The following is a 22,405-nucleotide window of genomic DNA, read 5'->3' as shown; positions in this document are numbered from 1 at the left end:
TTTTCGCATCATGCGGCCTCCGCGATGCTCTTGATGCTGCATAAATTTCGTTGTAGGAAGCCTTAAGATGTGGTAAACTTTCCACCGGAAACGGAAATGAAAGGAGTACGCATCTTCATGTGGCTTATTTTCTCGGTATTCGCTGCGATCAGTTTCGGTTTGCGCGGCATTTTGTATCACTGGACAAGCCAGCAGTCGTTGAACCGCAATGCTTTGCTGAGCGGTGCTTTTTTTATGGGCGCGCTGCTTAGTCTTGTGTGCAGCGTCATATACAAGCAAAGCTGGACGGCGTCCTCCTTGATCGGCCTGCAAATGGGGCTGTTCTCCTTCGGCGCCAACGCCAGCATGTTCAAAGGCTTCGCCGTTGGCAAGGCGTCGCTTGTGGCGATTTTGACGGCGCTGCCTTCCGTCATCGTCGTTGTGGCCGCTTACGGATTGTGGGGGGAGAAGCTGAGCGGCATGCAGGTTATCGCCTTCGTCGTCATCGTCGCGGGAGTGCTGCTCGTCCGCTACTCGAACGACATTTCCATAAACAATCTCCAAGGAGCCCAGTGGGGATTGCTCTCGCTATTGTTGTTCGCCTGCAACGATTTATCCGGCAAATGGTCCACGCTTCAGGCGGCGCCGATGTTTCCGACGCTTTTTTGCATGTTTGCGATGGGAACCGTCTGCTTCGGCGGCTGGTGGCTGAAGGACCGGATGCACTCGGTCCGTACTGAAGCAGCCCCTGCCCAATGGGGAGAGTGGCGGACGTTCGGGATAGGGATGGCCGTCGGCATTACGAATGTGGTCGGCATGATCCTTATTTTGCGCGCTTTCGACGTAGGCAAGGCGGGCCTTGTATCCGCGGTCGTAGCGCTTAACGTTCTGCTTGTTTTGCTTTATACGCGCTTTGTCGTTAAGGACAGGTTCAGCCCTTTGGAGCTGTCGGGAATGTCCATGGCTTTTGGCGGCATTATGATCATTCGGTTATTTGCAGGCTGAGGCCGGGAACCGGCAAGCGGCAGGGCGGCAGCACGGCGAGAGCCCCCTTGACAACCAGGCGGCGTTCCTGTATAAATGATTTTAAATATTCAGCCAATTACATATGTGAGTATTGATGAACGGGGAAGTAGTTTTTGACGTCCAGTCTCAGCGAGCCGGCTATGGTGGGAACCGGTACGGACGCCTTGAATGAAACGGTCCCGGGAAATGGTCTTCTGAAGCGGATAAGCCGACAGTAGGGAGATCCGGCTTTTGCCGTTATCGATCGAGAGGTTTATTTTGCATATGCGAAAATGAACACTTAGAGTGGTACCGCGGGAACTGTTGAGCTCTCGTCTCTTGTTTAAGAGACGGGGGCTTTTTGATTTTGCGCAAACCGAAGGAGGAATCGGCATGATTCATATTTTGTTGTCCGAAGAGATTAAAAAGCAGGCAAGCGCGCTGCTGGAACGTTCGGGGACGATTTGGCCCGATGCGCTTAAAGTGGTCATCGAGCATCCGCCGCATCCGGATCACGGGGACTATAGCTCGAACATCGCCATGCAGCTGGCCAAAGTTCTCAAGCAACCGCCGATGCTCATTGCCGCAAGCTTGCAGGAGCTGCTGGAGGAGGCGGGCGGCATGGAAGGGTTGTTCCGGAAAATCGCCGCTGCGCCGCCGGGTTTTCTTAATTTTTATGTCGACTGGCAGGCATGGGCGGCAAAAGATTGGCGCACGGCCCCCGCTGCGCCGCAGAAGCGGACGAAAGTGCTGGTCGAGCACACTTCGATTAATCCGAACAAATCGGCTCATATCGGCCATTTGCGAAATTCCTGCATAGGGGACACGCTGGCCCGCATGCTCGCGCGTACCGGCTGTGAGGTGGAGGTTCACAATTATATTGACGATCTCGGCAACCAATTGGCGGATACGGTGGTGGGTATACTGCATGCGGAGCCGGAACAACCGGAACAACCGGAGCAAACAGAACAGTCAGTGCAGTTGGAACAGCCCGGACAATCCGTACAACCGGAACAACCGCAGCGGGCGTTCAGCCGTTTCGGCGATTTTTGCTGGGAGACGTATGCCTGGGTGAATAAGGAGTACAAGGCGAACCCTGCCTTGCTGGAAAAGCGCTCGACAGTGCTTCATGCACTGGAAGCGGGGAACTCCAACCTGGCGTGGATCGGCTCGCTGGTGGCGGAGCGCATCGTCCGCGAGCAGCTTGAGGAGATGAAGCAGTTCGGGATTGAATACGACGTACTCGTCTGGGAAAGCAGCATCGTGCGGGAGGGTTTATGGCAGGCGGCGTTCGAAATGCTGCAGCGCACGGCTACGTTCGGCAAAGTGACCGAAGGCAAGCTCGCCGGCTGCTGGGTGCTGAAGCATAGGGAGGAAGCGGAGGACGAGGCGCATGCATCCGATTTTCAAGCCGATAAAGTGCTGGTTCGGGGAAATGGTATTTTAACGTACACGGCCAAAGATATCGCCTACCATTTGTGGAAATTCGGGCTGCTGCCCAAAGATTTCGTCTACAAGCCGTTTGCCGACGGCATCTGGTCGACCGCGCCGGAAGGCTGCGGCAGGCCGGTCGGCCAAGCCGACATCGTGATCAATGTGATCGATCACCGGCAGGAATATCCTCAAGCGATGGTAAAGCTGGCGCTTGAATCGCTCGGCTGCGCGGAGCAGGCCGCCAGGCTGCGGCATGTGAGCTACGGCGTCGTTTCGCTGAGCCCCGATACCGCCGCCGGTCTGGGGATCGACGTTTCTGACGGCAAAAGCTCTTACGCGATGTCCGGCCGCCAGGGCATCGGCATCAAAGTGGCCGATTTGCTCCGTCGCATGGAAGCGGCCATCGATGCCAAGCGTTCCCGGAACGAGGGCATATCGAGCCGGGAAATCGCTGCGGCGTCGATCCGCTACCACCTGCTCAAATACAACCTGTCAACTGAGGTCGTATTCGATTTGCAGCAGGCCACCGAGGTGACGGGCAACTCCGGCGTTTATTTGCTGTACGCCTGCGCGAGAGCCAGCCGCATCATGGAAAAAGCCGGAGAAGAGCGGCTGCAGCAAGCTTCTTTCCTTGCGGACGCGACGCTGCTGCAGCCGCAGGAGCTCAGCTTGCTGCGGCATATCGCCTACTGGCCGGAGACGCTGGACACGGCGATACAGCAGTTGGCTCCGAATGTAATTTGTGCCTATGCCTTTGAGCTGGCTTCGCTGTTCAGCCATTTTTACAGCTCGTGCCCGATACTGAAAGGCCCGGAGGAAGTTGTTTCCCACCGCCTGTGGATCACAAAAACATATATGGAGGCGCTTGAGGAAGCGCTCCGCGTGCTTGGCTTGCCGACTCCCGGGCAAATGTGACACGGAATTGACATACTCATAATTTGATCTTAATTTACAACTGATTTTGATTCAAGTAGCTTAATCCACCAAGCTATGACGACCGCGCCGGCGTGGCAAAATGCCGGCCAACGTCGCCCTTCACTTGCTGTGGCGGGAAGGTATTGATATGCTGGAGATAGTAACTAAATTCAAAAAGGCAGGGACCCACAATGGAAACCCGTATAGAGTACGAGTCGGTACCTCCAGCTACCGCGAAGCCCATCATCACGGTTGAGGGGTTAGTAAAGCGGTACGGCGATTTTACGGCTGTGAACGGTGTCAGCTTCGAGGTGAGGCAGGGCGAAGTATTTGGCCTGCTCGGACCGAACGGAGCGGGCAAAACGACAACGATGGAAATGATCGAGGGCTTGCGCAGGCCCGACGGAGGCTCCGCCAAGGTGGCCGGATTCGACACGATTAAGCAGCTCAATAAAGTGAAAGCGGTGATCGGCGTACAGCTTCAATCGACTTCACTGTTCGATCTGCTGACGGTGAAAGAAATTACCGAGATGTACGCAAGCTTTTACGAAAGCTCGGTTCCCGTCGAGCCTCTCCTTGACAGCATGATTCTCCGGGATAAACTGAACGCACGGGTCAAAGGTTTGTCCGGCGGCCAAAAGCAGCGTCTCGCCATCGCGCTCGCCATCGTGAACGATCCGCTCGTGCTGTTTCTGGACGAGCCAACGACCGGCCTCGATCCCCAAGCGCGAAGGACTCTGTGGGATATCATTCTGCGGCTAAAAAAGGAAGGAAAAACGATTATCTTGTCTACGCATTACATGGATGAAGCGTATATCCTTTGTGATCGTATCTGTCTCATGGACCGCGGACAAATTATCGCCCTCGATACGCCGCAAAATCTCATTCGCAGCCTGTCCTCCGAGAACGCTATCGAATTCCGCGTCCCGGATTGGGATGAGCGTAGCCCGGACGAGCAGGCCCGGTTGAAATCGTTTCTTTCCTCTGTGGAGCATATCTCCAGTATGGAGGAGCGTAAAAACATGTTCGTCCTTTACACCGACAAGCTTCAAGCGTCGCTTATCGACCTGATCCAACAAGCCGACGCCGAGGGGCTAAGGCTGACAGAGCTGAGCACCCGCACCGCCACGCTTGAAGATGTGTTCATCCATATGACGGGAAGGGGCTTGAGGGAACAATGAAAGCCTATTTGAAGCTAACGCAGGCGCAGCTTCGCCTTTTTTCGAGAAACCGGCAGGTGCTGTTCTTTTCCCTTTTATTTCCTATCCTCCTGATGGTTGCTCTCGGCTCCTTTCTCGGAAATGGAAATTCCGGCAATCTGAACGGCGTCGTCATCGATCAAGACAACAGCCTGGCTTCGAAGAAGGTTGTCGAAGCGTTTCGCGCTCAGAAGACGTTGAATCTCGATGCGGCGTCATCGGAGCAAGAAGCGCTGGATGCGCTGAAGCGGGGCGACGAGCAGTTGGTCGTCGTTGTTCCTAAAGGATATGCCGGCCAGCTGCAGGCGGGCGGTGGAAACCCGGCTAAGCTTAAGGTCTATTACGACGAAAAAAATATGGCCGTCTCCCAGCTCGGACTCGCCTTCGTGAACGGGGTCGTCGACGGCATCAGCAAGTCGATCGTTAGTTATGTTCCGGCCGTTACGGTCGACGCCCAGCCGCTTCAATCGCTTGGCCTGCGGTACATCGATTTCCTCGTGCCGGGTATCGTCGCCATGATGATTATGTCCAGCAACCTGAACGGCGTAGCCGGACAAATCTCCTCCTGGCGCGAGCGCGGCGTCCTCCGCCGTATGCAAAGCACGACGCTCAAGGCGCGCACGTTCATTGCCGCGCAAATTACGGCCCGCTTGCTGCTCAACGGAACGCAGGCGGTAATCGTGCTGCTGATCGCCCGGCTTGTGTTTGGAGTCAAGGTTATGGGGTCTTGGCCGCTTCTGCTGCTGTTCGTCATTCTGGGGACGCTCGTCTTCATGTCGATTGGCTTCATCATCGCCGGTCTGGCAAAAACGCCGGAGAGCGCCGGGCCGATCGCTGGGCTCATTTCGTTCCCGCTTATGTTCCTTGGGAACGTATTTTTCCCAGTGAAGAACATGCCTTCGTTCCTTCAGCCGTTCGTCAAGGCGCTGCCGATTACACACCTGTCGGACTCGCTTCGTGAAGTTATGAACGTCGGCACCGGAATCGGCGGCCTGTGGGGAAATGTGCTTCTGCTCGGTGCATGGGTCGTCGTCGCGTTCATAGTCGCTAGCTTTACTTTTAGGTGGGACTAGGGGTATGCCCTTAAGGTGCTGTCCGACGCCTGTATCAATGCGGATCCTGAGGTTCACCTTGTTCTCATCGAGAAGGTGTTCCCTCATCAGGCCGAGGTGGTTTCAGTCGACACGTGGGTAGAATCTTTAGATTAGGGCTTTGTTCAAGTGCATAATCGTTTGAAAGGGGCACCCGATCGGGTGCCTCTTTCGATTCGCTTTATAGAGAGGCCATCCCATAAAGGATGGCCTTACTATCGTTCCCATTGGCTTAATGCTGCACTCAGTCAAGACAGTGAAGGCAGGCGTCTTTTCTTTTGATGGAGTTTTCACAAAATTCAATCAAAAACATTGTGAAATCAACCAAATAAATGTGAGGTTTATTGACTTGTATATGACATCGATCATATATTTTAAATGAATTTACACAGAGCCTAACTAATCGGAGGGGAAGTTGAGTATGAAAGTATTGAACCGTGCTGACAAAATTTCGTCCAAACGCCTTGCAGTTGTCTCGTTTTGTCTCCTTTCCGCGACGAGCGTATTAGCCGCTTGCGGGAATACGTCATCGACAGCGCCAGCAGCTTCACCGACACCGGCGGCCGGTACGCCAGCAGCTTCCGCTTCCGCCCCGACGCCGGCAGCCGCCAAAGAGCTTGTTCCCGCGACGCTCGTCCTGAACTGGTTCGCAGAACCGGAACACGGAGGCAACTTTGCCGCGCTCGCAAAAGGCTTTTACAAGGATGCCGGGCTCGACATGACCCTGACCCCCGGAGGTCCGCAAGTATCGTCCACGCAAATCGTCGCTTCCGGCAAAGCGCAATTCGGGCTGTCCAACGGCGACGACATTCTCGTGGCCAGACAGGAAGGAATTCCGATCGTCGCGATCGCCACGGCGTTTCAAAAAAGCCCGCAAGTCCTTATTTATCACAAAGGCTCGGGCATTAAAGATTTTGGCGATTTGAACGGCCATAAGGTGTACGTCGCCTCATCGGCAAGCTACTGGCAGTACATTAAGCAAAAATACAAATTGGATCAGGCGCAGGAGATGAAATATACCGGCCAACTGGTCAACTTTATTAACGATAAAAATGCGGTGACGCAAGGCTACATCACATCGGAGCCGTTCACTCTGGATCAGCAAAAGGTCGATTTCGAAACGAAGCTGATTGCGGATTCCGGCTACGGCATTTATGCCAATACGTATTTTACGACGGAAAAAATGATAAAAGAGCATCCGGATCAAGTGAAGGCGTTCGTTGAAGCGACTGTCAAGGGCTGGGAGTACTACAAAGATCATTCCGATGAAATCAACCCGGCCATTAAAGAAAAAAATCCGGACATGGGCCTGGACATGATGAAATACAGCGCCGAAAAGCAAAAAGATTTTGCTTTCACCGGAGACGCTGCGACGAAAGGCGTCGGCATCATGACCAAGGAGCGCTGGGCCGAAGCGCAAAAACAGCTTGTCGACGCAGGCGTGCTTAAAACGGCGGAAGATACGGATAAAGTGTTCACGACGCAATTTTTGCCTAAAAAGTAACGGGCGAGCAAACGGGAGGTGGAGGTATTGGCTTCGTGGATGAATGTGGATTTGTGGAACGTTCGCTTGCCGACGGTGGATGAAAGTTGTTTGTATCAGCTGTCGGTTCGCGACGGTGTGTGGACGCAGATTCAGGCGCAGCAGGCCCGTGTGCAGCGGCCCGACTCGATACCGCTTGAAAAATGGCACCCGCAGACGGCGCCTGCTGCGGCTGTCGCGATTTTGGATGCCGAAGGAAAAATGCTGCTTCCGGGACTCGTCGACTCCCATATGCATCTCGATAAATCGTTCTCTTTGACGGCCGTCGGCAACATCAGCGGCACGCTGGAAGAAGCGGTCGGCAATTACTCAGCGGCCGCCCCTTATTTTACGAAGGATGAAATCAAGTCGAGAATCGTCCGCTCGGCGATGCAGGCTTTGTCTTTCGGTACGACGCATATCCGTACGCATCTCGATTTTAATCTGAAGCATTCGCGGGAAGTTGCGCTGCGCACCGTAGAGGCGGCGCTGGAAGCGAAGCGGATGCTGGCTCCCTACATTAGCCTGCAGCTGTTTCCGATGTGCCCTTACTACATGGACGCTGCGGACGACGAGGCTGTGGAAGAAGCGATCCGCATGGGCGTAGACGGAATCGGCGGAGCGCCTCATCTGTCTCAGACGCCGCAAGCGGACATTGACCGGATTTTCAGGCTCGCGGAAAAACACGATCTCCCGATCGATCTGCATGCGGACGAGACGGACGATCCGGCGGTCCGCACGGTCGGGCACATTGCGCAGCGGACGAAAGAATACGGATTTGCGGGGCGCGTAACCGTCGATCATTTATGCGCGCTGGCTTCCATGACGGAAGAGGACGCGGCCCGATTGATCGCGCAAATGGCGGACAGCGGTTTGAAAGCAGTGTCTTTGCCGGCTGTGAATTTGTATTTGCAAGGACGGCGGGACCGGTTCCCGGTTCGGAGGGGCGTAACCCGATTGCGGCAAATATGGGAAGCGGGCATCCCGATTGCGGTAGCTTCCGACAACATTCATGATCCGTTCCATCCTTTCGGACGCGGCGATCTGGTGCAAATTGCGCTTGTCGGCTCCTACGCTGCCCACATGGGCCGTCCGGCCGATCTTCGCACATTGCTAAGGATGATTACCGACGTTCCGGCGGCTGTGCTCGGACTTGCGGATTACGGCCTCAAAGCCGGCCGCAGGGCGAATTTCGTTATTGCGGACGGCGAATCTCCGGAGGAGTTGTTCACCCTGCTGCCCGAACGAAGATGGGTGTACAGCCAAGGGCGATGGGTACGCGTGCCCGCAGCCAAAGCAGGGTGGCACGATCCGCAGCTGACCGGCTATTGGGAAGCCGCCGCCGAAGCGGTCTCTTTTCGGGGGCGCGAGCTGGTATGAGCGGAAGGAGGCTCGGGCGATGCGATGGCTAACATACTGATCGTGTATTACAGCGCCTTCGGGCACGTTTACGAAATGGCGCAGGCCGCCGGGGAAGGCGCCGCCCGGTCGGGCGCGAATGAAGTGCGCATCGTGCGGATTCCGGAGATGGCTTCCGCCGAAAACCGGGTGATCCGGGACGATCGCAAGCAGGATGAACCGGCTGCGCCCGAATCCGCCGTTGCCGGGAAATTTCGCCTGCAGGACCGCTATGACAAATATACCGCCGCCCTTGAGCGGCAAAGCGGGATTCCTGTCGCGACGAACGGGGATTTGCGCTGGGCGGACGGGATTTTATGGGGCTTCCCGACGTACTACGGGACGATGCCGTCGCAGGTGAAGCTGTTCCTTGAGCTTGCCGGGGAGCTTTGCGCCGACGGATCGCTGGAGGGCAAGCCGACGGGCATTTTTAACAGCACAGCTTCCATTCATACGGGGCATGAAGCGACCATTTTGACCTCGATGGTTCCTTTGTTCCACTTCGGGATGATTTTTGTAGGATTGCCGTATACGGCAAATCCGGAATATTTGACGGCGGACGCGATCGGCTGCTCGCCGTACGGCGCCTCGACGCTGGCGGGACCGGACAGCTCGCTGTCGCCGGACCCGCGCGAGCTTGTGATGGCCGCCCGGCTCGGCGAGCGGGTCGCCAAGGTGGCATCCGCATTAAAACGTGCGGACGCCGGGCGATTTTAACGGAATGCAGCTTGTTAGCAGGCTGCCCAGAAACTCGCGCGTAAGGCGATAGCGAGCGCATTTACTTGAAGCGCTGAGAAAGCCTGAGAAACCTGAGAAGGCCTGGGAAGGCCGAAAAAGCCGAAAAAGCCGAAAAAGCCGAGAAACCTGGGGAAGTTCGGGAAAGCCTGAGAAGGCTGAGAAAGTCTGAGAAAGTCTGAAAAAAAGCCGGAGAAGCTCTGAGAAGCCTGGGGAACCCAGGGAAAACCTGCAAAAGTGCATCTTTTTTGCTCGTTGAAACGCTGGCAGCAAAAATTCCTGCAGAAGTGCAGGTTTTTCATCAAACTTGCGGGTTCAGGCCCGTTTTCATCGGAAATTCCTGTACATTTGCAGGCTTTTTGCTAATATGGGCTGCTTTGACTGAAAAAGCCTGTACATTTGCAGGTTTTGCTGGCTGCCCAGCCGCTTCACGAACGGCTGCGCCCCAAGTCAAAGCCTTCCCTAACTACGACTTTCTCGGGTAATCAGCCAATCGCCTGCAGGACCTCCGGATTTTTTCGACAACTTGTTGTTATTTGGGATTTTTGGAGGCGTTAGGAGGCACGTCACGTGGAAGCGGATGGAGGCGCATAGCAGAGGACGGAAGTAAAGGGGATTCCGTGGTGGCATAGAAGCGAATAGTAGCAAGTGGAAGCTCATGGGAGTGCAAAGAAGTAGATGGAAGTAAGTGGAAGCTCATGGGGTTCATAGAAGTGTATAGAAGTAGATGGAAGTAAATGGGGTTACTTGGGTGCATAGAAACGAATGGAAATGTATGGAAGATCAAGGAGGTGCTTGATGAAATGAATGGACGATACGCAGGAAAAGCCTGGGATCGGTGCTTCTTCCCTCGTTTAAGCAAGCTTGAAGCGGCTCAATTGCCGAAGGACACGACTTTGCTTGTGCTGCCTGTCGGTGCTGTCGAGCAGCATGGCCCGCACATGCCGGTGTTTACGGATACGCTCATAGCGGAAACGTTCCTGACCGCAGCTTTCGACCAGCTGCCGGATGACGCGAATATATGGCTGCTGCCCGCCATTCCATATGGCAAAAGCACGGAGCATCTCGGCCATGCGGGAACGATATCGCTGTCGGCGACTACGTTGATGGCTGTCGTAATGGACATCGCCAAAAGCATCCGCACAAGCGGGTTCCGGAAGCTGGTGATCGTGAATTCGCACGGCGGCAACACGGACCTTTTAAATATGATGGCCAGAGAAATCCGCATCGAAACCGGGCTCGCCGTATTCCGGCTGGACCCGGGCGGATTGGGCGGGGCGGACGAATGGATAACGCCGCAGGAAAAGCAGTACGGCATTCATGCCGGAGACATGGAGACATCGGTCGTCCTGTCCGCCAGACCGCATTGGGTGCATATGGAGCTTGCGCCGACCGAATTTCCGAATTACCCCGATTCGCGCTATTTGCAGCTGCGGAGCCGGGCTTTTGCCTGGGTGATGGACGATTTGTCCCATACGGGCGTTTCCGGCGATGCGGCCCTGGCTACGGTTGAGAAAGGGGAAGCGATGGTGCGGAAATACGGCGCGCTAATCGCGGAAGCGCTGCTGGACATATCGAACTTTGAGATGAGTTCTTTGAAAATTCCGATAAATGACGGGAGATGAATCCGAATGCGTCTTGAATCCGCACCGGCGGGAGTATCCAATCCGGACGGCCTGTCCGATCAAAGTTTTGTCCATATGAAAAATTTATCCAAAATATACCCGAACGGCACCATCGCTTTGCAGGATGTCAACCTGACGATACGGGAAGGCGAATTTCTTTGTTTTGTCGGGCCTTCGGGCTGCGGAAAATCGACGATTTTCAAAATGATCACCGGTCTCGGCGCTCCGACAAGCGGCAGCCTCCAGGTGTTCGGCATGAGCCCGAAGGAAGCCCGCAAGCACAGCGACATCGCTTTTGTGTTTCAGGATCATACGCTGCTGCCCTGGTCAACGGTCGAGGCTAACGTGAGACTGCCGCTGGAACTGCGCGGCATCGATAAAAAGACGCAAAAGGAAGAAGCCCAGCGCGTGCTTGAGCTCGTCGGTCTGAAAGATTATATGAAAGTGCTGCCCAGACAATTGTCCGGCGGCATGAAGATGCGCGTTTCGATTGCCAGGGCGCTCGTGTCCAGGCCGAAGCTGCTGCTGATGGATGAGCCGTTCGGCGCTTTGGACGAAATTACGCGGCAAACGCTGCAGGCCGAGCTGCTCAACATTTGGCAGCAAAACAAGTCGATGACGGTTCTTTTCGTGACGCATAACGTGTTTGAATCGGTGTTTTTGTCCACCAGCGTCATCGTCATGACGCCCCGTCCCGGCAAAATCGCCGCGCAAATCGATATTCCGGTGCCGTTTCCGCGGGATGAAAGCTACCGCACGGCGGCACATTTCGGCGACCTTGTCCGCGAGGTGTCAGGCGCCCTGCATCATTAAATCGGAGGGAGTGAGGAGAATTATGGCGACGGAACTCAAGTGGAATCAGGAAATGATCGCCAGGCTTGGCGAAGACATCGTTGCGCTGGATGCGGATACCCGGACCAAGCTTTCCAAGGACTACTACTGGTACTCGCCGGTGCTGGACAGCAGGTTAAAAGGAATCGAGGCCGCCGAGGCGGTCGTGCTCCCGCGCAGCGAAGAGGAGGTTGCCGCCGCTCTCGCATTCGGCTACCGCCATCAAATTCCCGTAACGGTCCGGGGGGCCGGCACAGGCAATTACGGCCAGGCCGTCCCGCTGAAAAAAGGGATTGTGCTCGATGTCAGCCGCATGGATCAAATTGTCGAAATCGGCGACGGCTTTGCCCGCGTGCAATGCGGAGTCCGGCTCGGCGCGGTTGACAAGGCCGCCCGCGAACGTGGACAGGAAATCCGCATTTATCCGAGCACCTTCGTGAAGGCGACGGTCGGCGGTTTTGTCAGCGGCGGTTCAGGAGGCATCGGCTCGATCACGTACGGAAACCTGTGGGACGGCAACGTGCTGGAAGCGGTCATTTATACGATGGAAGAAACGCCGCGGCGGTTAGCGATCCAAGGCGCGGAACTTTACGATTACATTCACAGCTATGGCACGACCGGAATTATGACCGAGGTGACGATTCCGCTCGCTCCCCGCACCGAATGGGTGCAGGCGATCGCGCAATTCGCTTCGTTCGAGCAATCGGTAAAGTTCGGAGAAGCTTTGGCGCTGGACGAATCGATCCGCAAGCGGCTGATCAGCCCGATGGAATGGCCGATTCCGTCCTATTTCGTCCCTTTTGCCAAAGTGATTGAGCCCGGCGCGGCGGCGGTCATGCTGGAAATTGCCGAAGGCATGCTGACCCAAGCCGAGACGCTGGCGCACAGCTTCGGAGGGGCCATCGGGCATGTCATTGAATCCGATAAATACCGCAAAGGAATCGGGGTATCGGATTTTACATGGAATCACACGACGCTTTGGGCGATCAAAACGGACCCGGCGCTCACTTATTTGCAGGCCGGATTTTCGCCGACTCGCTATACCGAACAAATTCGCGAGATCAAAGCGCAGTTCGGCGATGAAGTGCTGCTGCACTTCGAATGGATTCGCAGCGGCGGCGCTCTTACACCGTCTTGTCTGCCGATCGTCCGCTTTGAAAGCGAGGAACGGCTGTACGAGATCATCCGCTTTTTCGAATCGGTCGGCGTGAAAATTTTCGATCCCCATACGTGGGTGCTGGATCAGGGCGGGCGCGGCGAAGTCGGAAGCATGGGGCGCAGAAAACGGCTTAACGATCCGCAGGGGCTGTTGAATCCGGGCAAAATCGTTTACGAATCATAAATGAAAGGAGAATGGTTATGGCCGTGGATCATGTGTATTCGCAGATTTTGCCGGACGAAATTTATCCGTCGCGGGAGCGGGCGGCTTGGACATATAGGCTGGAGGACGGGATGGCGCTGGGGCACCCTTTTTCCGCCATCATGAAGCGTCTGCTGCCGCCCCTGGTCGCTTTCATCGTGTTTATCGGCGGATGGGAGCTTATATGCTTGTGGTTTAACGTTCCGGCTTACCTGGTGCCGAAGCCGTCGGATATCGTCAAAGCGGCCGTTGAGAACAAGAGCGAGCTTTGGGTTTCCGTTTCGACGACGACGGTCGAGGCCGTGCTCGGATTTTTGCTGAGCATCGTTCTGGGCGTCTCCGGCGCGATTTTGCTGGCGAGCAACAAGCTGATCGAAAAGAGCGTGTATCCTTATGCGATTATTTTACAAACCATTCCTATTGTGGCGATCGCTCCGCTGATCGTGATCTGGTTCGACGCCGGGATGAATTCGATTGTCATTATCGCGTTTTTGATCGGATTTTTCCCGATGCTGTCGAATACGCTGATCGGGTTGAACTCCACGGACCACAATATGAGCAACCTGTTCTATCTGTACAATGCGAACGCTTTTCAAACGATGTGGAGGCTCCGCATCCCGGCAGCGCTGCCTTACGTGGTCGCCGGTTTGAAAATTTCCTGCACGCTGTCCGTTATCGGCGCGATCGTAGGCGAATACATCGCCGGGATCGGAGGCGGCAAGGGCGGTCTCGGCTATGCGATCACTTACGCGGCGGCCCGCCTGAAAACGCCGTATTTGTTCGCCTGCGGGCTGTCCGCCTCGCTGCTCGGCATCTTGTTTTTCCTATTGGTGAACGCCTTCTCCAAATGGATGCTCAGCTCCTGGCACGAATCGGAAATGAGCCGCGAAGGTTGACGGGACAACAGCGGGAGAGGATGATCGAAGGTGTATGATCTTGTATTTCGAAATGTCCGGCTGACCGGACCGGCAGACGTGCGATCGGTCGATCTGGGCGTGAGCGGCGGGAAACTCGCAGCCATCGGCGCGATTCCGCTGCAAAGCGGCCGGCGTGAAATTGACGGGAGTGGGCTTTTGGCGCTTCCTCCTTTTGTAGAGTCGCACATTCACCTGGACACGGTGCTGACTGCGGGAGAGCCGGCCTGGAACGAGAGCGGCACGCTGTTCGAAGGCATCGGCCTCTGGCAGAAGCGCAAGCAATCGCTGACCCGCGAGGATGTGCTGCGGCGGGCGGAGGAGGTGCTTCGCCTGCAGATGGCTCACGGCATTCTCCATGTGCGGACGCAAGCCGACATATCGGACCCGGGGCTCGTCGCGCTGCGTGCGCTGCTGGAGCTGCGGGACCGCGTGAAGCCTTGGGTGAATCTGCAGGTAATCGCCTTCCCGCAGGACGGCCTTCGCGCCTGCCAGGACAATGAGCGCCGCCTGGAGGAGGCGCTTGCGCTCGGCGCCGACGGAGCGGGGGCGATCCCGCACCTGGAGCCTACGCGCGAGGAAGGGCTGGCTTCGCTGGACATCTGCTTTCGCCTCGCGCAGCAGTACGGCCGTTTCGTCCATGTGTTCTGCGACGAAATCGACGACGGCCAGTCGACCTTCCTGGAGGCGGTCGCACATATGGCCCTCCGCACGGGGCTTCGCGGCCGCGTGACGGCAAGCCATGCCAACGCCTCGGCCTACTATGGAGAGGCTTATTTTCAAAAGCTGCTCGGCCTGCTGGCGCGCTCCGGGATCAACGTCGTCTGCTGCCCGCTGATCAACAGCGCGATGCAGGGACGGTTCGACCGCTTCCCCAAAGGGCGCGGCATCGCGCGAATCAAAGAGATGCTGCAGGCCGGCGTGAACGTCAGCATCGCGCATGACGACATCCGCACGCCGTTTTATCCGCTCGGCAGCGGGAACATGCTGCAGGCCGCGCACATGGCGGCCCATCTTGCGCACATGACCGGCCGCGAGGAACTGGCCGAGCTTGTGCGCATGGTGACGCACCGCCCGGCGCAAGCTTTGCAATTGGACGGCTACGGGCTCGAGGAAGGCCGTCCGGCGGACTTCGTTCTGCTTCCGGCGGATGACGCGGCGGATCTTTTGCGGAGGCTGCCGGTGTGCCGGTATGTGGTCAGCAAGGGGCGGATCGTATCGGAAACGCTGCCTGCACGGAACACTTTGTACGAGCCGTTTGGCTGAGGGTTCGGATGCATAAAAAGGAATGCTTTCTGCAAGCGCATAATTGAGGTACAATGTAAAAGAAGTATTTGTGCCAATTATGAATATGCAGGAGGCTACAATTGCAATGACCGAAAAAGATATCGAAACCCAAACGGACAATGAGCAAGAACAGCTTGATCCGGAACAGGAGCAGGCGCAGATCATTATGATCTGGTTCCAGCACATCCAAAAAGTATTGGCGGATTATTTCCAGGAATACGAAGTGGAAGGCCAGATCGGCAACAATCCCGCCTACGGCCCTATGCTGGCATATACGCTTAGCAAAGACGGAAAATCGTGCACCTGCGGTTTTTTCCTCAATGAAGTGATGAGAAATTTCCAGAACAATCCGAACGCCGTACTTTGGCTGACTTCGTTTTTTGTCGAATTGCTGCGCAGTCCGGAAAGCCATCCGCTGCCGGCGCCGCCGCAAACGGAAGACGAGGCGAAAGCTTTGTTTGATCAGCATATCGTGCCTTATTGCGCGAAAGCCGTTCGCGAGGAGTTTGCCGACCAAAAAGTGTACGTCGATCTTGAGCTCCATCCGGAGCACGGCCCCGTTCTTGAAACCGGGTTCGTCGCCGTGGAGGAAGGGAACAACACCTGCGCGCTGCCGCTGCAATATTTGCTGACGCTGTATTTGCTGAACCGCGATCCGGCGGAGCCGATTATACAGGCGATGGACAAGCTTTACGAGGAAAACAATTTGGGCAAATAATTTCATTATTGACGGAAAAAGGACGCATTTCTTCTACGAAGAAACGTCCTTTTTGGGTTGTTTTGGCGGACGATGATGTTCGGCTTCCGGGCCGTGCAAAGAAAGCCTGCAAAAGCACACAAAAGTGCACAAAAGTGGGAGGCTTTTTCAGCGGAACCGGGCCTGTTTTAGGGAGAACGTGCGATTGTCAGGCTGCCCTGATACTCGCACGCCAGAGCCTGCTGCTCAATCTGCTTGTTTGTGCGGAGAAAACCTGCAAAAGTGCAGCTTTTTGCTCATTGAAACGCTGGCAACGAAAAATTCCTGCAAAAGTGCAGACTTTCCGCCGCGAACATAGGCTCTGACTCATTTTAGCCGAAAATTCCTGCACAATTGCAGGCTTTTCGCCAAAATGAATCATTTTTACGGAAAAAGCCTGCACTTTCGCAGGTTTTCCCCTGCCAAGCCATGCTATGCCCCCACTTCAGCACCACAACCTATGCAGGAGAGGCGTGGGTTGGTGAAAAGCTGCCGCGTCCTTATGGTTCCTCTAACCGGTTACTTTATCAACATTCTGATTTCTTCACTCAGCTGGGAGCCTGGCGGGTGAACGCATTAGAAGGTATGTGTATGCAAAATGACGGATGCAATGCAATGCAGTGCAGTGTTAGCGGTAAGCAGCCTCCGCCCGCCAGACACCTAGGCAGATTATGCTGCCGCTCTGGTGTGTGGGTTTCTGGGGGGATTGCACAATTGTGGGAGTTACGGTGCTTAAAGCTGAATGTTTGGAGGCTTTCTGTCGCGCACAGCCCCAACGCGTGGTGTACCGTCGCTAGACGGTAGTGGGTCGATCATATGCACGTCGGCATGGTGACACCAGCTCTAGCGGGTTTTCGCATCGCGCACAGCCCCCCAACACGCGGTGTTGCGCTGCAAGACGGCGGTCGTCGATCACGTGCGCGTCGGCGTGGTGACCCTGTCACCAGCGGGTTTTGCACCGCGCACAGCTCCCCGCGCATGGTTTGCCGTCGCATGACTGTGGTCCGTCGAACCACCGGCGAGTTTCCAATGCCTCGCTCCACGACGATGAGTCGCCCCTCCAGCCCCCGATCGGGCAAAAAGCTTCCTCCTTTTTCACTCGTAAAGCGGCCAGTCGTATGATTTTACAATTAATTCATAGTTGCATCACAGTTCTATCATAAATGTGCGCTATTTTGAGAGTAAAAGTGTTTGCCCATTTTATTTAAAAGATGTAGACGGAGGTTTCGATTTCATGAGGACGCTCAAAAGTATTTCTTTCATCGCAGTTATCACTGCGATAACCGTCACTGTGGCCGGCTGCAGCACTGCGGCCGATACTGCAAAAACAGGGGCAAACAATCGCTCGGGTACCCGCCAGATGACCGTGGAAACACAATCGGTCCAACTTTCCGACATTGGCGGAGGACAAGTATTTACAGGCTCTGTCACACCCGCATTTACGACGAACCTTTCTTCCAAAATAAGCGGACGGGTGACCTCGATGAAGGTGAATGTCGGGGATCATGTCCAGGTGGGCCAGGCTTTGGCGGAAATCGACACATCCACTTTGCGTCAGTCGCTGGAACAATCCCAGACCGATTACGCGGTGACGCAAGCCCAGTACAATAAGGCCGTCAGCGATCAGGCCAACTCGGTGGCAACGGCGCAAAAAGCGCTTGCCGTGCAGCAGGCCGCTTACGACAAAACGGTTAGCGACCAGAAAAACGCGGTAGCTCTGGCTCAAATTCAATTGAACAACGCGATAGCCGCGCAGCAAAATACGGTGGAGAGCGCGAAGCAGGACGTAGCCGGAGCCCAGGCGAGCTTCAGCAAAGCCCAGGCCGATGCGAATACAGCGGTCACGGTCGCGCAGACGAATCTCAATTCGCAGCTGGACAGCTTATTGACGACGCAAAACAACAATATCGACACCTACACGCTTGCCGTGCAGCAGGCGGTCGTAGCTTATAACAACGCCGCGTCGGGCGGAGGCGATGCTTCTTCGGCGCTGGCCAAGCTGCAAAGCGCGCAGCTCCAGCTGCAGCAAGCGCAGCAGGCGCAGTACAAAGACACGCAAAGCGCGCAGCAGTCGCTGACAAGCTTGCAGAACGCGCTTCTTTCGGCGCAAAGCTCGCAGGCCGTACAGGTCGCGCAGGAATCGCTGAATTCCACGCTGGTGAAGCTGGCATCCGCGCAGGCGGCGGCTTCCGCCCAGATCGACCTGAGCAGGCAGCAGCTCGCTCAGAGCCAGTCGGGCCAGCAGACGGCGCTGAACAGTGCGGAAGCTTCTCTGGATCAATCGAAGCAAAGCGTTCAGACGGCGGGATCTACGGACGGGCTGAAAGTCAGTGCATCACAGCTTGAGCAGGGGCAAACGAAAATTAAAGTGATCAGCGAGCAGCTTCAGGACGGCGTGCTGACGAGTCCGGTGGAAGGCGTCGTCACGTCCATCCTGACGCCTGTCGGCCAAAACGCCGGGCAGTCCGCGGTTCTTTCGATCGCCGCAACCGATCCGGTCATCGCTACAGTGAATGTGTCCGAAGCGTCAATCGGCAAATTCAAGCCGGGTCTGTCGATGGCGGTTAAAGTGCCGACGCTGAACAAAAATTTTGACGGCGAAGTGATGGTCATTCATCCTGCGATGGATGCGACGACCAAAACGTACCTTGTCGATATCAAGGTGAAAGACGATAACCACGAACTGCTGCCGGGCATGTTCGCCGAATCCTCTCTGAAAAGCGAAGGCAAGAAGTCGATCGTCGTGCCGGCCGATGCGGTTCTCAGCCAATCCAGCGGCAACGCGGTGTTTATCGTCAAAGACGGCAAGGCGAAAAAAGTGCTTGTCAAAGTCGGCGTGATGACCAGCTCTTCCTTTGAAATCACAAGCGGACTGAACGTAGGAGACGAGCTTGTCGTAAAAGGCCAGGAGCTGCTGTCCGACAACGTTCCGGTGCAGGTGGGCCAAGGCGCACAAGGCCAAGGCGGCGGGGCAGCCGGAGGCAAAGGGCAGGGCGGTCAAGGCCAAGGCGGCCAGGGTCAAGGCGGTCAAGGAAATAGAGGCCAAGGTCAAGGTCAGCGCGGCCAAGGTCAAGGTCAAGGTCAAAGCCAAGGCCAAGGGACGCAAGGCGAAAGCAAGTCCGGCGCCAAAGAAGGTGGAAGCGGCTCGGCCGACGCCAGTCCTAAGCCGGGCGGAGCGGATACAGGAGCTCAGAAAGCGGGGGCGGGACAGTGAAGTTAGCTAATTTCTCCGTACATCGTCCCGTCTCGATTTTCATGATCATGATTGCGCTCGTCATTGTCGGAGGGATTGCGATTCCGCTTTTGCCAGTGGATCTGTATCCGAATTTGGAAATTCCTTCCGCAACGGTTTCCGTTTCCTGGAGCGGCGCATCCCCGGGACAGGTTGAACAGCAAATTACGAAGCCTATCGAAAATGCGATGGCGACCGTAACCGGGGTCACCAGCATCACCTCAAACTCGCGTACCGGTTCGGCCAACGTAACGCTGGAATTCAACTACGGCACGAATATCGACCAAGCGACGTTAACGATGCGCGACAAGCTGGACAGGGTGCGAAGGTCACTGCCGTCCGACGCCGATGCGCCCGTCGTCTCGCGGGTCGATCCGAACAGCTCGCCGATCATGACGCTGGCGCTATACGGCGACAAGGATCTGATCACCCTCCGCGACTTGGCCGACAATATCGTCAGCCCGGACGTCCAGCGCGCAGACGGCGTCGCTTCCGTCGGCGTGTCCGGGGGCCGGGTCAGACAGATTCAAATATTGGTCGATCCGAGCCGGCTGCAGCAGTACAACATTTCGTTCAGCACGTTAACATCGGCGCTCGGCAGCGACAACTCCTCGACGGACGCCGGTCTTGTGAACAAAGGCCAGCAACTGGTTCCTCTGCACATTGACGGGGATTTTAAATCGGTTGCCGATATCGGCAAAGTCCAGGTGCAGCTCGGCAAAGGGCAGACGATTGCGCTCAGCGAGCTTGGACAAATTATCGATACGTACCAGGACGTTACGCTGGAAGCGAGAAAAGACGGACAAGCGAGCGTCAGCCTGTCAGTTTTGAAGCAATCGGACGGCAATACGGTTTCGGTATCGGACAACATTCAGAAATCGCTGAAAGATATTCAATCCAAGCTTCCCGACGGCGTGAAAATCGCGGTGCTGAGCGATCAGTCGAAATTTATCCGGCAATCGCTCAACACGGTTGTGGAGCATACGCTCATGGGCGGCGTTTTCTCGGTCATTATTTTGCTTTTATTTTTGCGCAGCATCAGAGCGACCCTGATTATCGGAATGGTTATCCCGATTTCGATTATCAGTACGTTCTCGATGATGTATTTCGGACATCAGACGATCAATACGATCACTTTGGGAGGTCTCGCCTTGGGGCTCGGCTCCCTGGTCGACTTTGCCGTCGTCGTGCTGGAAAGCATTTTCCGCAAAAGGCACGAAGGCTTGTCGCCGGAGGAAGCGGCCAAAGTGGGCACCGCCGAAGTGGGCACCGCCGTAATGGCTTCGGCGCTGGCGCAAATTGCCGTATTCCTGCCGACGGCGTTTATCGACGGGCTGGTCAAGCAATTTTTCTGGCCGATGGCGCTGACAGTTTGTTTCTCCCACATTGCGGCATGGTTTGCCGCCGTTACGCTCGTTCCGATGCTAGCGGCCAAATTTTTGCGCGGCAAAGTGGACGAGGAGCTTCCCGAAGGCAGATCGGCGAACCCGATGGTTTGGTTCGGGCGTTTTGTGAACCGTTTGACCAGCGGCTACAGCCGGCTGCTGCGCTGGTCGATGCTGCACCGCTGGATCATTATTCTCGTCACCGTCGTACTGTTCGGCGGCAGCGTGTATGCAACCCGGTTCGTAGGCAGCGAGCTGACGCCGAAGACGGATCAGGGACAAGTTAACCTGAATGTGAACATGCCGCAGGGCACGGCTTTTGATGTGACGAACAAAGTTGCGGCAACGCTGGAGGACCGGCTCAAGTCCGTTCCCGAGATCGATTCGGTGTTTACTTCGGTCGGTTCGTCGGGCGGCGGCGCATTCCAGTCGTCGGCGACGAACTCGGCGAGCATCCAAATTGCGCTGAAGCCGCTCAGCGAGCGAAAAAAAAGCACCGACCAGGTAGCGGAGCAAATCCGCGGGCTGACTACAGGTTTCGCGGGCGCGCAAATTAACGTCAGCGTTCCTTCCGGAGTGCGTCTTCCCGGACTGGGAGGCGGCGGCAACTTTGGCGGCGGAGATATCCAGGTGAACCTCTCGGGGCCGGACCTCGCCATTTTGCAAAAGCTGGGCGATCTCGTCGTGGAGGAAATCAGCTCCGTGGACGGCACGCGGAACGTACAAAATACGCTGGACCGCTCCATTCCGCAGTTCAATCTGACGGTTGACCGCGATGCCGCGGCACATTACGGGGTTTCCTTGCAAAGCGTTATGACGGCTCTGCGCACGGCTTATCAAGGCAGCGTGGCGACGCAGTTCAAGACAGCCAGCTCGCAGATTTCGGTTTTGGTGAAGTATCCGAACGATTTTACGAATAAATTGGAAAATTTCAACAATATTACCATCACTACGTCTTCCGGCGCTATCATTCCCGTAAGCCAGATCGCCAAGGTAGAGCCGGGCACAGGGCCTGCGCAAATTCGCCGTCAGGATCAAAACCGGGTCGCGACGATTCAGGCTTCCGTCTTCGGCGCTTCGGTCGGGGATGTCTCTGCGAAAGTGCAGGCTAAAATCGACGCGATTCAGCCTCCGGACGGCTATCAGGTGAAAATGGGCGGCCAGCAGACGAGCCAGGCTTCATCGTTTAAAAGCTTGTATCTCGTATTGATCCTGTCCGTAGTGCTCGTCTACATGGTTATGGCCAGCCAGTTCGAATCGCTGTACGGCCCGTTCATCATCATGTTCTCGTTGCCGCCGACGTTTGTCGGAGCGATACTGGGACTGCTCGTTACGCATCGAACGATCAATATGAACTCGATTATCGGGATGATCATGCTGATCGGTATCGTCGTCAACAACGCGATCGTGCTGATCGATTATACGAACCAGCTGCGCAAGAAGGGAATGCCTTTGTTCGATGCTCTTATTGAAGCGGGCAAAATAAGGCTGCGTCCTATTTTGATGACGACCGCGACGACCGTACTGGCTATGGCGCCGCTGGTCATCGGCTTCGGCGAAGGCGCGGAAACGCAAGCTTCGATGGCGACCGTAGTCGCATTCGGATTGACATTATCGACGCTTGTTACTTTGGTGCTCGTTCCGGTTATGTATACATTGCTCGACGGCTGGATGGAAGGCATTAAAAAGAAATTCAAAAGAACCCCGGCCAAGTTGCGCGATTCGGGGGAACCGGCATCGTCTTGACGACAATTAGC

The 22,405-nt window shown here is 55.8% G+C and carries 15 protein-coding genes and 1 other annotated feature; all 15 genes read left to right on the top strand.

From position 1 onward, the window contains the following. Positions 1-117 precede the first annotated feature (117 nt). The 15 genes from AC0LWT_RS12945 to AC0LWT_RS12875 all read left to right on the top strand — a co-directional run bounded on the left by AC0LWT_RS12945 (position 118) and on the right by AC0LWT_RS12875 (position 22,394). Positions 118-984: an EamA family transporter gene (locus AC0LWT_RS12945; RefSeq protein WP_474681660.1), complete on the top strand. Its 867-nt coding sequence runs from the start codon at positions 118-120 to the stop codon at positions 982-984. A gap of 106 nt (positions 985-1,090) precedes the next feature. Next, positions 1,091-1,327, top strand: a binding site (T-box leader). A 50-nt stretch (positions 1,328-1,377) separates the two neighbouring features. Further along, positions 1,378-3,333 carry an arginine--tRNA ligase gene (locus tag AC0LWT_RS12940; RefSeq protein ID WP_474681659.1) on the top strand — a complete coding sequence of 652 codons (1,956 nt, stop codon included), beginning with the start codon at positions 1,378-1,380 and terminating at the stop codon, positions 3,331-3,333. Between the two features lie 191 nt (positions 3,334-3,524). Further along, positions 3,525-4,514, top strand: a complete 990-nt coding sequence (locus AC0LWT_RS12935) for an ABC transporter ATP-binding protein (RefSeq protein WP_474681658.1) — start codon at positions 3,525-3,527, stop codon at positions 4,512-4,514. After that, positions 4,511-5,605 carry an ABC transporter permease gene (locus AC0LWT_RS12930; protein WP_474681657.1) on the top strand — a complete coding sequence of 365 codons (1,095 nt, stop codon included), beginning with the start codon at positions 4,511-4,513 and terminating at the stop codon, positions 5,603-5,605. Before AC0LWT_RS12935 ends, AC0LWT_RS12930 begins: the two co-directional genes overlap by 4 nt. A 439-nt stretch (positions 5,606-6,044) precedes the next feature. Beyond that, the gene (locus AC0LWT_RS12925; RefSeq protein ID WP_474681656.1) at positions 6,045-7,127 is read left to right on the top strand and encodes an ABC transporter substrate-binding protein; all 1,083 of its coding nucleotides are present in this window, start codon (positions 6,045-6,047) and stop codon (positions 7,125-7,127) included. A gap of 27 nt (positions 7,128-7,154) precedes the next feature. Continuing rightward, positions 7,155-8,525: an amidohydrolase family protein gene (locus AC0LWT_RS12920; RefSeq protein ID WP_474681655.1), complete on the top strand. Its 1,371-nt coding sequence runs from the start codon at positions 7,155-7,157 to the stop codon at positions 8,523-8,525. 24 nt (positions 8,526-8,549) lie between these two features. Further along, positions 8,550-9,260, top strand: coding sequence for an NAD(P)H:quinone oxidoreductase type IV (gene wrbA / locus AC0LWT_RS12915; protein WP_474681654.1), 711 nt, complete (start codon positions 8,550-8,552; stop codon positions 9,258-9,260). 821 nt (positions 9,261-10,081) lie between these two features. Then, positions 10,082-10,903, top strand: coding sequence for a creatininase family protein (locus tag AC0LWT_RS12910; protein WP_474681653.1), 822 nt, complete (start codon positions 10,082-10,084; stop codon positions 10,901-10,903). Between the two features lie 6 nt (positions 10,904-10,909). Next, positions 10,910-11,716 (top strand): ABC transporter ATP-binding protein, encoded by an 807-nt coding sequence (locus AC0LWT_RS12905; RefSeq protein ID WP_474681652.1) that lies wholly within the window; start codon positions 10,910-10,912, stop codon positions 11,714-11,716. 22 nt (positions 11,717-11,738) lie between these two features. After that, positions 11,739-13,076 carry an FAD-binding oxidoreductase gene (locus AC0LWT_RS12900; RefSeq protein ID WP_474681651.1) on the top strand — a complete coding sequence of 446 codons (1,338 nt, stop codon included), beginning with the start codon at positions 11,739-11,741 and terminating at the stop codon, positions 13,074-13,076. 110 nt (positions 13,077-13,186) lie between these two features. Beyond that, on the top strand, positions 13,187-13,990 hold the full coding sequence (locus tag AC0LWT_RS12895) for an ABC transporter permease (protein WP_474681689.1): 804 nt from the start codon (positions 13,187-13,189) through the stop codon (positions 13,988-13,990). A gap of 30 nt (positions 13,991-14,020) precedes the next feature. Next, positions 14,021-15,274 carry an amidohydrolase family protein gene (locus AC0LWT_RS12890; RefSeq protein ID WP_474681650.1) on the top strand — a complete coding sequence of 418 codons (1,254 nt, stop codon included), beginning with the start codon at positions 14,021-14,023 and terminating at the stop codon, positions 15,272-15,274. A 106-nt stretch (positions 15,275-15,380) separates the two neighbouring features. Next, positions 15,381-16,013 carry a hypothetical protein gene (locus AC0LWT_RS12885; RefSeq protein WP_474681649.1) on the top strand — a complete coding sequence of 211 codons (633 nt, stop codon included), beginning with the start codon at positions 15,381-15,383 and terminating at the stop codon, positions 16,011-16,013. A 1,252-nt stretch (positions 16,014-17,265) separates the two neighbouring features. Further along, positions 17,266-19,245: an efflux RND transporter periplasmic adaptor subunit gene (locus tag AC0LWT_RS12880; RefSeq protein ID WP_474681648.1), complete on the top strand. Its 1,980-nt coding sequence runs from the start codon at positions 17,266-17,268 to the stop codon at positions 19,243-19,245. Continuing rightward, a complete protein-coding gene (locus AC0LWT_RS12875) occupies positions 19,242-22,394 on the top strand; it encodes an efflux RND transporter permease subunit (RefSeq protein WP_474681647.1) in 3,153 nt (1,050 codons plus the stop codon). Before AC0LWT_RS12880 ends, AC0LWT_RS12875 begins: the two co-directional genes overlap by 4 nt. Positions 22,395-22,405: the final 11 nt, after the last annotated feature.

This window comes from Paenibacillus sp. sgz302164, from assembly GCF_056120505.1.
The sequence above is the reverse complement of the archived record's forward strand: the minus strand, read 5'-3'. Positions and strand labels throughout refer to the sequence as shown.